The organism is Sphaerisporangium sp. NPDC005289 (assembly GCF_040607455.1).
Classification (GTDB): Bacteria; Actinomycetota; Actinomycetes; order Streptosporangiales; family Streptosporangiaceae; genus Sphaerisporangium; species Sphaerisporangium rhizosphaerae.
The window spans coordinates 357,866-373,208 of record NZ_JBEXGS010000004.1 but is presented as its reverse complement, the minus strand read 5'-3'; the positions used below and the strand labels follow the sequence as shown (position 1 = coordinate 373,208).

Here is a 15,343-nt window from a genome sequence, read left to right as displayed (position 1 = left end):
GGCCGGAAGGTTCTCTTCTCTGCCTCTTGGTAGCCAACCCAGGATTGCACAGTAAGCGACAGATCCACAAGAGGGCAATTTTCCGGACTTGGAGGCTCAAAATACGCATATCGCCATCAATGCCCACCTTGCTAAGCACAGATCGCCAACCTCTCATAGGGACAACACTGACCAGGTGGTGTCAACTGGCGTTTAACGCTAGCCTTAGCTGTCAAACACACCCCCTCTCACCTGGAGAAACCTCGCGATGACGCAGGACGGTGACGGCGTCACCCGAGACCCGGAGGCCTTCGGGACCTGGCTTGGTAGACAGTTACGACGCAAGGGCATGAGTCAGTCCGACCTGGCCGCCGCCCTGGACGTGACCCGTGCCGCGGTCTCAGCCTGGATCACCGGCCGCGCGACCCCTCGTATCGACAAGATCCAGGCAATCGAGGAGATTCTCGATTTGGCCGCCGGCTCCTCGGTCACCCGTGACGAGCTTCCCGAATCCAGCGGTTACGTCGCCTGGCACCATCGATTGGCCCACTCCGACGGTGGCCGGGAGTTGGGGAATGCCGCGGCCTTCGCCTTCGACTCCTCCTTGGCGATCACCGCCCGAGAGGCGACACAGAACAGCCTGGACGAACGCTGGGACCGGACGCGCCCTGTACGTGTCCGCTTCACTCTGCACGAGATCAGTGGTGAACGCCTGCGTCGACTGCAGGAAGCCCTGCGCTGGGACGATCTCGCGCCTCATGTCGAGGCGGCCGGCGATCCCAAGCAGAAGGTCGGCCGCGTGCTGGCCGACGGACTGCGTGAGCTCCGGGAGACCGGCAAGCTGCTCCTGCTCCGCATTGACGACTACAACGCCAACGGTCTCACCGGCCCGGAATATGACGACGGCCGGTTCGCGGCAGTCGTCCGCAGACAGCTGGACAGCCACAAAAGGGGGACTGCCGGCGGGTCGTTCGGTCTCGGCAAGGCCACGATGTGGGGAGCCAGCCGATTCGGAATGGTCATCCTGAACAGCACCCTCTCTGAACCGTACGAGGAGCTTCACGAGCGTCGCCTGATCGGTCGTATCGATCTGCCTTGGCATGAGCTGAACGGAGTGCAATACGCGGGACCGGCCTGGCTCGGCAGCCGAGACCCCATCCGAGAAGCGGCGGCACGGTCCTGGTGGGCCGGTGAACGCACCGTCGAGGAGCTATACCTGCAGCGAGGCAGCGTCGACCCAGGCACGAGCTTCCTGATCGTCGGCGCACACGACCCCTCGGGCGAGGCGAACACTCTCGAAGAGATGCACACCGTCCTGGTCCGCGGCCTGGCTTCTGACTTCTGGGCCTCCATGGTCGCCGGACACGGTCGGGCCCCGATGTTGGAGGCCTCGGTGGAGGCGTTGCGCGATGGGCAGGTGGTCGTCGCCGAGGAACGGGTGGATCCATATCGCTACCAGCCCGCCCGGGCACGCGCCGTACGAGCGTTCTTCGATCGGACCACGGTGTCGCGGTTAACCAAGGCCGATGACGTCGTCGAGCTATCCCTTCCAATGACCGTGCCACCGCGCAAGACAGAAACCGATGCCCGTCCGATCGAACATCGGGCGGTGCTTCTGGTGACCCCAGCGACTGAGGGCGACCAGAAGCCCAATCGCCTCGTCGGCATGCGCGGCACCAGGATGACCGTGTTGGATCGACCGGTCACCGCTGTACCGCTCGGTTCGATGCAGTTCCAGGCCGTGCTCCTCGCTGGGATCGCCACGGGTGCCGAGCTTCCTACAGACGAGGCCGCGGAGGCGTTTCTGCGGGCAGCCGAGCCTCCGGAGCACAACGACTGGAAACCCACCGAAGACTTGACCTCGACCTACGCACGGGGTGCAACAACCAGGTTGAAGGAGTTCCGAAGAACGATTTTCAGCATGGTCCGGGCCACCGTGAAACCCGCCGAACCCCTCCAGGGGGAGGGTGCCCCCTCCATCCTGCGGGATCTGACCGGTCTGGATCCCACGCCGTCGCCCCGCGTCAAGGCTTATCCGACCGTCAAAAGCGCGACCGGTACGGTCGACGAGGAGGGCGCGTGGCGGATCAGGGTCGAGATCAGGCTGCCCGAGAGAGAAGACCCCTGGGTGCTTCGTCCTTTGCTCCGATTCGCGACACGTTCCGGTCCCAAGCCCGAGGCGCGTTGGGCCGAGCTGTCCGCCGAATCGAACTGCGAGGTCAGCGGCGACGTGCTGCTGTGCGCCGCCCAGAAGCGGTCTGCGGTGTTCATGGGAGTGAGCGATGTGGCGAGCCATCCCGTTGCCGGACGAATGGCGATCGCCGAGGTCGACTTGGTACAGGCCAAGGACGGCGGCCGATGAAGCAGATCACGCCTTACCCGGTGTTGGCCGGCGAGGTCACCATGACCGTGCGCGAGGTCAGGCTCGATGATGTGGCGTTGTCGTACGGCATCGTCTCCGAACAAGACCACACGATTGCGCTGCATCTGCTCGATCGGGAGGACTGGAGTGTCGTACGCCTAGCGCTCGACGTGCAGGCGCCGCGACATGAGCTGGACACCGGCCCCTGGTACAGCCTCGCCTTCCTGGCCACATCGTCGGAGCGGCGAACCAACACTCATTCGGCGGTGAAGCTCATGATGGGGCAGCCGGGCCAGTGGACCGGTGATGTGGAGCTCCATCGTGACGACCACTTCGATCGGGTACAGATCTCCGGCCGGCTCGTCGCGACGGTGGAGGATGTGCCGGGTCGTGTGATCGCGACCGTCGACCAGCCTTGGATCGTCGACCTACGGGCTCGAGTAGCGACACGGCGCGACTCCGTCCAGACCCGGTGGGTGAACTTCACCGACGATCCGGAGCTGGTCTGGTGTAAGACCGACCCCTGGGCGGTGACCACTACCGACGAGGCGGCCACGCTCAACCTCAACAGCGCATTCGACGGATTGCGCGGCATACTCGAAAGCATCAAAGCCGCAGACCGGCCCATGCGTGAAGCCTTGGGGGCGCAGATCGCGGTGGACATGTGGGCCACGCTGTTCAATGAAGCCGCTCACCATGTCGAGGGCCATGAATGGCCTGACGGGTGGCGCGGTCAGGTGCTGCGTCGCATGCTTCCTGACCTGTTCCCTCAGCACTCGCCGGACGACGCTCTCCGTGAGATCGTGAACCGTGGCGTCGGCGGGATCCAGACTCGGGTGTTGCACGCGGCGGCGAAACAGGCTCGGATGCCGCGAAGCCTGGGGAGCTTCATTCGATCACTACAGAACACCGGGCTGGACGACGAGTGAATACGACGCTGGGTCTGCTGTCCGAAGAGGCCGCCGCAAGGTTCCTTACCGCCGGTGTGCTGGAGAACAGCGAACCGCTACCGTTAGCCGCGATCGACCAGGTGTCGGAGCCGACACACTGGGAGGCCGAGCCGGTACGACAGCTCTTCGACGAGGCGATGAAACGCTTCACACCTGCGGAGCGCACCTCAGCAGACGCTTGGCTGGCTCCGATCCTGCATGCCACGTTGCGCCTGACCCGTCGTGAGGCCTCCGACCCTCGAATATGGAACCACCTGGCCGTCAGGATGGCACCCGATTACGTCTACTGGCGGCACCTGAGCCGTGGAAATCCTGCCAGTGTGGCCCGTACCCGGCTCATCGGACCATTCCATTCTCAGGCGTTCGCCCGACTGTGGTGGGCGGCGGAACTGTTCCGAGATGGACCGGATTACAAACCGGTCGTCCTGGCCTGCGGCAACCAGGACGTGTTGAACACGGTGTTGAGGTTGGACGTCATCCTCCATCGGCCGACCGCCCAAGCGATCATTCGACTGCTCGGCACCGGGGTGATCCGTACCGGGCGACAGGTGAACCTATTGGCTCAAGTGGTGAACACTGCGGGTAGCACACTGTCCTACGAAGCGCTCGCACCGGACGACCCCCGCGATGCGGACGCCTACCGCGATTGGATCGAAGAACTGACGAGTGTGCTCGTCCCGTACGACTCGTTGCCGACCGGGCCTCCGGATGGACGGGCACGGCCCACCTCCGTTGACTATCTGGCCACCCTGTTCAAGAAACTTTTCACCGAAAGCCCAGCGCAAGAGACCTAGCGAGTTAGTTAATTCATTCATGCGCACTCCAGGACCAATCCCTTTACCGCCCGAGGACCGTATCAGGAGGCATCCCCGATGCGTAGCCGGCTCACCAGCCTCGAAATCGGCGCCGGCGTCGGCGGGCAAGCACTCGGTCTAGAGCGTGCGGGGTTCGATCCGGTCGTCCTGATCGACAACGATCCACACGCCTGTCGGACCTTGCACGCCAACCGACCGGGTTGGCGGGTCCTGGAGATGGATTTCAAGAACTTCGTCGGGGCCGACCACAATATCTCGACGGTCGACCTGCTATCCGGCGGCATCCCCTCCAGTCCTTACTCGATCGCTGGTAAGCAGGGAGGCACCAACGACGAACGTGATCTCCTGGCGGCGGCGATCTATCTGGCGATTGAGCTACAACCTCGAGCGATTCTGCTGGAGACGACGCCATCCCTACTGCAGCCCAAGTTCGTGCACGTACGCGAGGAAGTCGAAGCCGAGCTGAAGCACCTCGACTACTCCTGGAATTGGAACGTCCTCGACGCCGCACACTTCGGTGTCCCCCAGACCAGGCGGAGCTGCTTGTTGGTCGCCATGCGTCCCGATGACTTCGCCCGATTCCAGTGGCCTTCCCCGACCCATCAGACCGCTGCGACGGTGGGCGAGGTCCTCCGGGACTCCATGACGCGCAGGGGATGGAGGTCCGCGGACGCCTGGGCTTCGTTGGCCAACCGCGTCGCACCAACGATTGTAGGCGGATCCAGGAATCATGGCGGTGCCGACCTCGGCCCTACGCGAACCAAGCGCCAGTGGATGGAACTGGCCGTCAACGCCCACGGCATCGGCGACGACGTACCCGACGACGGCTTCATCCTCGACCCCGATCTCGGCCGGGATGGGGTTCCCAAGTTGACCGTCGAGCAGGTGATGAGGCTTCAGGGATTGCCGGACGCTTGGATCGTGACCGGGCGCAAGACCGCGCGCTACAGACAGGTCGCCCAAGCGTTCCCACCTCCCGTGGCCGAGGTGGTGGGTCGCCGGATCGCAGCGGCGCTGACAGGCTGATCTCGGTAAGGTGACCCCCATGACCTCCTGCACCACCCAACCCATCAACATCGTTGACCTCTTCGCCGGGTGCGGGGGTTTGACCCAGGGATTTCATTCCTTCATGCCGGACGCTTTCCGCACCGTCGGCGCGGTCGAGTGGGACCTTGCAGCGGCCTCCACCTATGCCGCCAACTTCGCCGAGGAGGCGGGTGGAACCGACCATATCTATGCCGGCGACATCGCCCGGTGGAACGCCAAGGACTTGGGCTCGACCGTCGACGTGATACTTGGCGGCCCTCCCTGCCAAGGCTTCTCCGGCCTCGGGAAAGAGAATCCGAGCGACCCGCGCAACAAGCTCTGGAAGGAATACGTCCGGGTTGTCCTGGACCTCCAGCCCAAGGTCTTCATCATCGAGAATGTTGACCGGTTTCTGCGGTCCCGAGAGTTCGAATTACTCACCGCCTCCACCGGACCTACTGGTGAACTACGAGACTACGTCCTAACGACGAAACTCCTTAACGCAGCCGACTACGGCGTTCCGCAGACCCGCAGGCGAGTGATCGTCCTCGCGACGCACCGTGACCTTGTCAGCTCGCATCCATCTCGAAAGCCCCTTCAGCATCCCGCACCGACCCACCGGAAGCCGGATAGAGGGCACGAAGACAGCACCCTATTTGTGTCACTCAAGGACTGGATCCCTTCGAGCGTTGTCTTCAGCATGACGCCGCCGGAGACTCTGACGACGGAACTCCCCACCCGTACCTGCACCCTTCTCGATGGGATGCTCCCAGGCACCTTCCGCACCACCGACCTTCATATCGGCCGTAACCCAACGGAACACTCCCTGAAGCGCTACCAGGCTATCCCTGAGGGGGGAAATCGCCACAACCTTCCGGAAGAGCTGTCCACCCCAAACTGGATCAAGCATCGAAACGGCGCCGGCGACGTCATGGGTCGCCTCTGGTGGGACCGGCCCTCGGTGACGATCCGTACCGAGTTCTACAAGCCCGAGAAAGGCCGCTACCTCCACCCCAAAGCCGACCGCCCGATCACTCATCTGGAGGCGGCTCTCCTACAAGGATTCCCACTCGACTACAAGTGGGTCGGCAGCAAAGTTCAGATAGCCCGCCAAATAGGCAACGCCGTCCCCGTCGACCTCGCCAAGGCCATCGCCGGGGACCTCTACCACTACCTGCGTGCTGCTGCCCCTCACTAGAGGGCGGTTCCTCAGCGACATACCGCTGAAACGTCACTGCTATAGGTTGACACGGGATCGGTGGCGCTCAGCGATTTTCAATGCAGCAGACTGGGGTGGGGGACTGTAAAACTAACGGCGGATCTGATGATCAAGGAAGAGACGTTTGATGTCCGAGACCGCCGTGGAGTCACTGTCCGTGAACGAACTGCCTGTCGAGCCGGACCGCTCGATGACGGATGAGCAGCTGATCTCGATGCTCGTGGACCGGGCCCGGGGTGAGGGGCTGCAACTGACCGGTGAGGGTGGCCTGCTGCAGCATCTGACCAAGCGGGTGCTGGAGTCGGCCCTGGAAGGCGAGATCACCGATCACCTCGGCTACGACAAGCACGACCCGGCCGGGAAGAACAGCGGCAACAGCCGCAATGGCAGCCGCACCAAGACCGTGGTGACCGATGTCGGTCCGGTGGAGGTGCGGGTGCCACGGGATGTGGCGGGTAGCTTCGAGCCCCAGCTCGTCCGCAAGCGGCAGCGCCGGCTGTCGGGGGTGGACGAGATGGTCTTGTCGCTGTCGGCCAAGGGACTGACCCATGGGGAGATCTCCGCCCACCTGGCCGAGGTCTACGGGGCGAGCGTGTCCAAGCAGACCATCTCCACCGTCACCGACAAGGTCATGGACGGCATGGCCGAATGGCAGAACCGGCCGCTCGATCGCGTGTACCCGGTCCTGTTCGTGGACGCCATCAACGTCAAGATCAGAGACGGCCACGTCGCCAACCGGCCCATCTACCTGGCCATGGCCGTCACCGTCGACGGGCACCGCGACATCCTGGGCATCTGGGCCGGCGACGGCGGTGAGGGCGCAAAGCACTGGCTTGCGGTGCTGACCGAGCTGAAGAACCGTGGCGTGGACGATGTGCTCATGCTGGTCTGCGACGGCCTCAAGGGCCTGCCGCAGGCGGTGGAGGCGGTCTGGCCCCGCACGATCGTGCAGACCTGCGTGATCCACCTGCTGCGCAACTCCTTCCGCTACGCATCCCGCCAGGACTGGGACAAGATCGCACGTGCGCTTAAGCCCGTCTACACCGCCGCGACCGAAGACGCGGCGCTGGAGCGGTTCTATGAGTTCTGCGAGACCTGGGGGAAGAAGTACCCGGCGATCGTGCGCTTGTGGGAGACCAGCTGGACGGAGTTCGTGCCCTTCCTGGCCTTCGACGTCGAGATCCGCAAGGTGATCTGCTCCACCAACGCGATCGAGAGCGTCAACGCCCGCATCCGTAAGGCCGTGCGAGCCCGCGGCCACTTCCCGAACGAGACCGCCGCCCTGAAGTGTGTGTTCATGGCCCTGATGAGTCTGGATCCCACCGGGCAGGGCCGCAAGAGATGGACCATGCGCTGGAAGGCACCTTTAAACGCCTTCCAGATCGCCTTCGAAGGCCGCCTCACCCCTGCCAACCTCTGAACACTTCAACAACCAAGATCAGCCGTTAAGAACTCCTAACGCAATGAAGTGAGGCGGCGCCAGCAGATGAGGGCGCAGGCCAGGCTGAGGAAGGCTTGGTGGATGTCGGCTCGGATCTCCCAGCGGATGCGCAGACGGCGGAAGGCGTGCAGCAGGGCGAAGGTCTGCTCGACGACGTAGCGGTGTTTGCCCAGGCCGGAGCCATGCTCGGTGCCGCGGCGGGCGATCAGCGGCCGGATCTGCAGCTCACGGACCAACCGGCGGTACTTGTCGTGGTCGTAGCCGCGATCGGCCAGCACCACATCGGGGCGCTGGCGGGGACGGCCGCGCTTGCCGCGAATCTTGGGGATCGCGTGCAGCAGCGGCACAAGCTGGGTGACGTCGTTGCGGTTGGCTCCGGTGAGGATGACCGCGAGCGGGATGCCGGTGGCGTCGGTGATCAGGTGGTGCTTGCTGCCGGCCCGTCCTCGATCGACCGGTGACGGGCCGGTCTGCGCCCCCCTTTTAGGGCTCTGATCTGGGAAGAGTCCACCGCAGCTCTGGAGCCCGAGCAGCACGTTGCTCGGCTTGAAGTCGCGGTGCACGACGCCCGCCTGGTGGATGGCGGCCAGCGCGCCGGCCGTGCCCAGCGCCAGCCGTACCAACTCGTCGCCGCTGAGCGGCCCGCGTTCCCGGATCCGCTGCTCCAGCGAGGCGCCCTCGACGTACTCGCTGACGATATAGGGCAGATGATTCGCCGTGCCGACCTCGATGACCCGTGCGGTGGAGAAGGTCGCCACCCGCCGCGCGGTGGCGACCTCGCGCAGAAACCTGCGCTCCGCGTCCTGGTCCATCATCAGGTGCGGGTGCAGCACCTTGATCGCGACCCGCTCCCCCGCGGACGACTCGGCCAGATACACCGTGCCCTGCCCGCCCTGACCGATGCGGCCGAGCACCCTGTACTCGCCGAACCGGCCCGGCTCACCGGCGCACAACGGGGACAGGTCGGACATCCACCCCTCCAGCGTGTCGGTCCGACAATAGGGGATCACGCGATCCCCTCGTGAGAAGACGCCGATACCACCGAGACCACCGAGACCGACGCGCTGCGGCAGTTCGGCGACGCGCTGGCCGCGCATGTTGGCGAGCCCGTCCCGTTCCGCTTCGCCGATTGGGACCAAGCCATGGCCCGGCTCCTGCGCATCGCCACCGCCGGCCCCACCGTCGCGGTCATCGACGAATTCCCGTTCCTCGCCAAGGCGTCCCCTGCCCTGCCCTCCATCATCCTGGCCGTCCACTCTTCCGGGAGGGCCGCTATCTGCTCGCCGAAGCACCCGAGCTTCACGACACCGCGCTCTACCACTCGGTGCCGGCCGCGATCGTCGACGGCAATCACAATCGCGGCGGCATCGCCTCCTACCTCGGCCGCAAGTCGACCGACCTGGCACATCTGCTCGCCGTCCTCCAGGACGTCGGCATGATCACCCATGAGCAGGACGCCTTCCGCCGCAACCGTTCCGCGTACCGGATCGCCGAGCCTCTTCTCGCCTTCTACCACGCCGTCATGCGAGCCGCCTGGGGCGAACTCGAACGCCCCGGCCGCGCGGCGAACGTCTGGCGCCGTTTGCAACCGACCTTCCGCAGCAAGGTCGTCGGCCCTCACTTCGAGCGCATCTGCCGCGAGTGGACCCCCTGGTACAGCGATTCCGGCACCCTGGGCGGCATCCCCTCGACCGTGGCCGGCGGCACCGTCCCCGACCCGGCCGACCGGACCGCTCACGAGATCGATGTCGTGGCCTTCGGCCAGGACGAGACCGGGCGCAAGCAACTCCTTGCCATCGGCGAATGCAAATGGAACGACGTCATGGGCTTGGGGCACCTGCGTCGGCTCGACCAGGTCCGCGACCTGCTCCGTGCCCGCGAGGGCGTCAACGCCGAGCGCACCCGACTGCTCTTGTTCAGCGGCACCGGCTTCAGTGACGACCGCCGCGCCGTGGCCCGGCAGGACCCCACCGTCCAACCTATCGACATGACCCGGCTTCATACCGGGGTATGAGGCCCACAGGCCGATCAACGATGGGCGGACGCCTTTCCGCTGAAGCGCCGGCATCCCTGTGGGAGGGGACGTCCGGGTGCCGCTACCGTTGATCTCCTCGCGGAGCGACCGGAGGAACGTCCATGCTTTCTGTCTGTGTGGCAGGTGCGACCGGGTGGACCGGACGGCCGGTCGCCGAGGCCGTGCTGGCCGCCGATGATCTGCGGTTGCGTTCGGCGGTCAGCCGGTCCGCCGCCGGTAAGGACCTGGGAGAGGTCTGGGAGGGCGCACCGAACGGCGTCCCGGTGTCCGGCCGGGTCGAGGAGGCGCTGGACGGCGTGGACGTGCTCGTCGACTACACCTCCCACGACGCGGTGCTCGGCAACGTGCGGGCGGCGATCGGCCGTGGGGTGTCGGTGGTCATCGGGACCTCCGGCCTGAGCGCGGACGACTTCGCCGGCATCGACGCCGCGGCCCGGGAGGCGGGGGTGGGCGTCGCCGCGGCCGGGAACTTCTCCCTCACCGCCGCGATGGCCCAGGCCGCCGCCCTGCTCGCCGCCCGCTACCTGCCCAATCGGGAGATCATCGACTACGCCAAGGCCGGCAAGCCGGACGCGCCGAGCGGGACGGCCCGCGAGCTGGCCGAGCGGCTCGCCGAGGTGAACACGCCCACCTTGCAGGTCCCCATCGGCGAGACCAGCGGGTACGCCGAGGCGCGCGGCGCCACGGTAGCGGGCACCCAGGTGCACTCGGTGCGGCTGCCCAGCTTCGTCGTCTCGACCGAGGTCGTCTTCGCGCTGCCGGACGAGCGCCTGGTCATCCGCCATGACGCCGGTTCCACACCGGCCCCGTACGTCGCGGGCACGCTGCTCGCCGTCCGGGCGGTGACCGGCCACACCGGCCTGGTACGCGGTCTGGACACTCTGCTGCTCATGGGCGACCGATAAGCCTGCTCGAACCGACACTCAGAACTTGTTGAACTGGGTGTTGTCTTCGCCGACCTGAACGCCCTTTGCATCCTTGATCGTCACGTTGTACTTGCCGGGACTCGCGCCCGATCGGTCCAGGAGCTCCATCAGGGCCTTGGCCGCGGCGAGAAGTTCGGTGTCGTCGGCCGCACCTGCCGCGGCCAGTTTCTTGGCGAGCGGCGCCTCGTAGGTGGCCGGGTCGTTCTGGTGCTCGGACAGGATCACCTCGGCACCGGCGTTTCCCTTGAACCGGCGCCGCGTCAGATCGAGCAGCTTGGCGAAGGCGGCGTTCGCGTTTTCTTTGACGGTGCCGGCCAGTCCCTCGATCACCCCGGAACTCGCTCCGGCCGCGAGTGCCGTCACGATCAACGCCACCGATTCCATCGATTCCCCCTCGGCTCACGCATCGAGCCCGTCGGTGCGGGCCGGTCTGGTCAGGCTGGTGCGGCGGGACCGCTGGGTCCAACCGGTCGCCGTGCCGGACCCGGAAACCAGGTCGCCTGACCGCCCCGCCGCGCATACCGCATACCCGGTCATACGCCCGCGGCCGACCGGCGTTACGGCCGCGCCGGCTGACCGGAACACGACCGCGGCCGGTCAGGGAGGGCCGTGTTCTCCTCGGGCGGGTCAGCAAACCGCGGGCTGCGGTTCACCAGGGGCGTACTTCGACCATTCTTGGCTGGTGGGGGCGCCCGTGGTGATGCAGAGCGCCTCGTAGGGGTGGGCGAGCGGCCAGACGCGCCAACGCCGTATCGCCCCGTCGTTGCCCGCGGTGGCCACTTCCGCGCCGTCCGGGCTGAAGGCGACGGTCCGCAGGTTGGCGTTCAGGTCGGCGGCCCGGAAGGGCTCGCTGACCAACCGGCCGGTCGCCGGGTCCCACAGCCGCAGGGTCCCATCGGAGCCCGCGCCGGCCAGCAGGCTGCCGTCCGGGCTGAACGCGAGCTTGTTAATGCCAGCCGAGCGCGGCAGAGGCAGCCCGATGCGGTGGCCGGTGAGCGGGTTCCACAGCTGCACGGTGCCCGCTCCGTCGGCCGTGGCCACCAGTTTGCCATCCGGGCTGAACACGATCGCGTAGATGGTCACCTTCGTGTCGCTGCTCACCCGGACCGGCGGGCCGGCGGGCCGGCCGGTGATGGGATTCCACATGCGCAGCACGTTGCCGAGACCGCTGGCCAGCAGGGTCCCGTCCGGGCTGAACGCGAGCGGGAACGGATCGGGGTCCTTCTCGCCCCCGGTCGTGATGACGCGGCGCCGGCCGGACCGGTCCCACAGGGTGATCATCGGGGAGTCGCCCGCGGCGGCCAGCAGGTCGCCGTCCGGGCTGAAGGCAACCGTGCTGATCAGCCAAGTAGTGCCGGCCGGCTGCGGCCACGGTCCGGCGGGACGCCCGGTGACGGGGTCCCACACCCGGACCTGCGCCCGGTAGCCGCGCTTCAAGGTGTAGCCGGCGGTGGCGAGTCGGGTGCCGTCCGGGCTGAACGCCAGCGAGCCGCCGCCGAACGACGTGTCGCCGGCCTGGAGTGGCGCCCCTTCCTGCCGGCCGGTGGCAGGATTCCACAACCGCACCCGGCCGTCGCTGCTGATGACGGCGAGCAGGTCACCTTGCCCGCGGAAAGCCAGGTCGTAGATGACCGGGGCGGCGTTCCCCGTCGCGGCGCGCAGCGGCTGGCCGACGAAGCGGCGGGCGGCCAGGTCCCACAGCCGGACCGTGCCGTCGCCGGCGGCGCCGGCCAGTATGTGGCCCCGCGGGCTGAACGCCAGGCCGTTGACGTACGAGGAAACGGTGGAGTTGACCGCGAGGGTTTCGCCGGTCTGCCGGCCGGTGGCGGGATTCCACAGCCGGATCAGGTCATCATTGCCGTCGGCGACCGCCAGCAGCCGGCCGTCCGGGCTGAACGCCATCCCCTCGGCGAAGGTGGCCGGGGCACCGGACGGGAACTGCCTGACGACCCGGCCCGTCGCCGGGTCCCACAACCGCACCAGGCCGGACTCGGCGTAGGTGGCCATCAGTTTGCCGTCCGGGCTGAACGCCACCGTGTTGACGCCGATGTCCTGACCGGTGGGCTGGGCCCGGAGGGGCGCGCCGAGGAGTCTGCCCGTGGTCATGCTCCACAGCCGCACCCGGCCGTCGTCGTGGCCGGTGCCGGCCGCCAGCACCGTGCCGTCCGGGCTGAACGCGAGGGCATGCACGGCGCGGTCGGGGCCGGTGAACCGCCGCGCCGGCGGGCCGGCCGGGTGGCCGGCCGTCATGTCCCACAGGCGGACCGTCCCGTCGTTGCAGCCGGCGGCCAGCAGCTTGCCGTCCGGGCTGAACGCCACCACATTCGGTGCGGTATAGGCGTTCCGGTCGTCAGGCCGGAGCGGGACCCCGACGGGCTTGCCGTCGGCCGCATTCCAGATCCACAGCCTGTGGTCGTGACCGGCGGCGGCGAGCAGCCTGCCGTCGGGGCTGAAGGCGAGTCCCAGCGAGTCGGGGTAGCCGTCCGGCCGCGAGGTGGTGGGCAACGGCGGGCCGACCGGACGGGACGTCGCCACATCCCATATCCGCACGGTGCCATCATTGTCGCTGCTCGCCAGCAGCTTCCCGTCCGGGCTGAACGCCACCTGGGACACCTGGCGCGTGGAGACGGGCAGCATTCCCCACTGCTGCTGCTCGGCCAGCAGCGTCACCATGGCGGAGCCGGCCTCGCTCGTCGGGTACGCGTGCCAGGCCGCCGCCGCCAGCCGTCGTGCGATGACCGCGTCGGTGGGGTCGAGGGACACCGCCTTGGTGGCGAGCAGGCGGGACAGCGCGATGGCGTGCTGGTGGTTGGCGATGGCCACCTGCCGGTTGGCGTTCGCCGCGTTGACCAGCGCGACGCCGCCCCCCGCCACGGCGGCGAGGGCGAGCGCGAGCAGGCCGGCCAGGACCGCGCGGCGGCGGCGGGCCTGAGCGAGGCGAGAGCGGTCGCTAGTCTGCAGGAAGTCCCGCTCGACCTGGCTGAGCGGCGGGTTACGCCCGGGATCGGCGTCGATCCTGCCGACCGTCTCGGTGGCGGCTTCGAGCAGGGTGCCGCCGTACAGGTAAGAGGGGTCCTGGGAGTGAAGGTCCCATTCGGCCGCCGCGTTCCGCAGGCGGGTCCGGACTACGCGGTCGGCATGGGTATCCGCCAGCCAGCTGTCGCGCAGCAGCGGCCAAGCGGTGAGCAGCACCTCGTGGCTTATCTCCACGCTGTCGGCGGCCAGGGTGAGCAGCCGTTCGGCGGCGAACGCTTCCAGGACCGCCGCCACGTCGCGCGCCTGCGCGGCGCTGAGGCCACCGGTCAGCTCGGCTCGCGTGGCCCGCTGCGCGGTGTCCACGTTGTCCCCGCCGACGGCGGTCAGCCGGATGAACACCTGCCGGGCCGCCGCCTGCCGGCCGGCCGTCAACTGGTCATAGGCGCGTTGCGCGCTGTCGGCGACGGCCCGTTCGATGCCGCCGGTCCGCTCGTAGTCAGCCGGCGTCAGGTTCGGGCCTGAGCGGGACCGCCATGCCTGGTCGAGCGCGTGTGACAGCAGGGGGAGCACCCCCGGCCCGGAGCCGCCGTGCTGCCGGGCCCGGATTTCGGCCAGCAGCACGTCGGCCAGGTCGGGCGCAACCTCGGCGCCGGCCTGCCGGGCGGGCTCGGTGATGGCCAGCCGCAGCTGCCGCGCGGTCATGGCGGTCACCAGGTAGCGGTTCTGGACCGCGTCGGCCAGCGCCGGGTAGTTCGCGCAGCGGGCCTCGAAGTCGGCGCGCACGCCGAGCAGGACCAGCGCGGCCGGCTGCTGTTCCGCTCCGTGTTCCAGCGTCGCCGCCGCGTGGAGGGCCGCGATGAACGCCGCGCGCTCCGCCTCATCCGGGCACTGCGTGAAAACCTGCTCGAATTGATCCACCACTATCAGCAGCCGCGGACTGGATGGCCTGCGCTGCCCCGCCGCCGCGTCCGGCGGCCCGGCGGACGGCGGTGCCGCCGTCAGGGCGGCCTGCCGCACGGCGAGCGCGAAGGCCGCCCTGTCCGACTGTGCCGCCTGCCGCAGCACGCCCGCACCGGCGCCGCCGAGTACGGCGATGCGCAGCGCCAGCTCATCGAGCGGGGACGGGGTGGGGGTGAGCACCAGGCATGGCCAGGTGGCCGCTTCAGGTGCACCCGCCAGCCCGGTCCCCCTGATCCGGGGAATGACCCCGGCGCGCAGCAGTGAGGACTTGCCCGCGCCCGAGACCCCGGAGACGACGAGAAGGCCGGCTCCCGTCAACTGGCGCGCCATCCGGTCAAGTATCTCGCCCGCGGCCGCTTCCCGCCCGAAAAAGAATGGGGCGTCCTGTTCCTCGAACGCATTCAGCCCCCGGTAGGGGGAATCGATCTCTCCCGACACGCTCACCAGCGGCGGCGGCGCCAATCCGTCCACCCAGGTCAGCCTGTTATAGGTGTAATTGATCTGGGTGTTCCGCTCACCGACCTGGACGCCCTGCGATTCCCTGACCTCCACCGAGTAACCGGACTCAGGGACGGCGGAATCCTGACCAGGACCTTCGGGATCCGGCGAGTCAGCGTTCATCCGCGCCCGGCACGAACACGATCAGCGCCATCT

Annotated in this window: 10 protein-coding genes and 2 pseudogenes; 8 read left to right on the top strand and 4 right to left on the bottom strand. The window is 67.6% G+C overall.

Features of this window, described 5'->3' with window-relative positions:
* Positions 1–247 precede the first annotated feature (247 nt).
* From ABZT47_RS10150 to ABZT47_RS10125, 6 genes are all read left to right on the top strand, one after another.
* Complete coding sequence (locus tag ABZT47_RS10150) at positions 248–2,341, top strand: helix-turn-helix transcriptional regulator (protein ID WP_354838314.1); 2,094 nt, start codon at positions 248–250, stop codon at positions 2,339–2,341.
* Positions 2,338–3,270 carry a hypothetical protein gene (locus ABZT47_RS10145; protein WP_354838311.1) on the top strand — a complete coding sequence of 311 codons (933 nt, stop codon included), beginning with the start codon at positions 2,338–2,340 and terminating at the stop codon, positions 3,268–3,270. The genes ABZT47_RS10150 and ABZT47_RS10145 overlap by 4 nt, the downstream gene beginning before the upstream one ends.
* Positions 3,267–4,085, top strand: a complete 819-nt coding sequence (locus ABZT47_RS10140; protein ID WP_354838308.1) for a DUF6339 family protein — start codon at positions 3,267–3,269, stop codon at positions 4,083–4,085. The genes ABZT47_RS10145 and ABZT47_RS10140 overlap by 4 nt, the downstream gene beginning before the upstream one ends.
* Positions 4,086–4,163: 78 nt before the next feature.
* A complete protein-coding gene (gene dcm, locus ABZT47_RS10135) occupies positions 4,164–5,132 on the top strand; it encodes a DNA (cytosine-5-)-methyltransferase (protein WP_354838306.1) in 969 nt (322 codons plus the stop codon).
* A 19-nt stretch (positions 5,133–5,151) separates the two neighbouring features.
* Positions 5,152–6,330, top strand: coding sequence for a DNA cytosine methyltransferase (locus ABZT47_RS10130; protein ID WP_354838303.1), 1,179 nt, complete (start codon positions 5,152–5,154; stop codon positions 6,328–6,330).
* A gap of 211 nt (positions 6,331–6,541) precedes the next feature.
* Positions 6,542–7,771, top strand: a complete 1,230-nt coding sequence (locus ABZT47_RS10125; protein WP_354838750.1) for an IS256 family transposase — start codon at positions 6,542–6,544, stop codon at positions 7,769–7,771.
* A gap of 35 nt (positions 7,772–7,806) precedes the next feature.
* On the opposite strand, the pseudogene ABZT47_RS10120 reads toward ABZT47_RS10125, so the two are convergent.
* Positions 7,807–8,315: pseudogene (locus tag ABZT47_RS10120) on the bottom strand (IS5 family transposase); the annotation flags it as partial.
* 13 nt (positions 8,316–8,328) lie between these two features.
* Positions 8,329–8,763 (bottom strand): annotated as a pseudogene (locus ABZT47_RS10115) (protein kinase); the annotation flags it as partial.
* A gap of 353 nt (positions 8,764–9,116) precedes the next feature.
* On the opposite strand from ABZT47_RS10115, the gene ABZT47_RS10110 reads away from it, so the two are divergent.
* Both ABZT47_RS10110 and dapB read left to right on the top strand, forming a co-directional pair.
* Complete coding sequence (locus tag ABZT47_RS10110; protein WP_354838301.1) at positions 9,117–9,806, top strand: hypothetical protein; 690 nt, start codon at positions 9,117–9,119, stop codon at positions 9,804–9,806.
* 122 nt (positions 9,807–9,928) lie between these two features.
* Complete coding sequence (dapB, locus tag ABZT47_RS10105; protein ID WP_354838298.1) at positions 9,929–10,732, top strand: 4-hydroxy-tetrahydrodipicolinate reductase; 804 nt, start codon at positions 9,929–9,931, stop codon at positions 10,730–10,732.
* A gap of 18 nt (positions 10,733–10,750) precedes the next feature.
* Here the strand turns inward: dapB and ABZT47_RS10100 are convergent, their stop codons facing one another.
* Positions 10,751–11,137, bottom strand: a complete 387-nt coding sequence (locus tag ABZT47_RS10100; protein WP_354838295.1) for a hypothetical protein — start codon at positions 11,135–11,137, stop codon at positions 10,751–10,753.
* A gap of 243 nt (positions 11,138–11,380) precedes the next feature.
* Positions 11,381–15,310 (bottom strand): PQQ-binding-like beta-propeller repeat protein, encoded by a 3,930-nt coding sequence (locus tag ABZT47_RS10095; RefSeq protein WP_354838292.1) that lies wholly within the window; start codon positions 15,308–15,310, stop codon positions 11,381–11,383.
* Between the last annotated feature and the right edge of the window lie 33 nt (positions 15,311–15,343).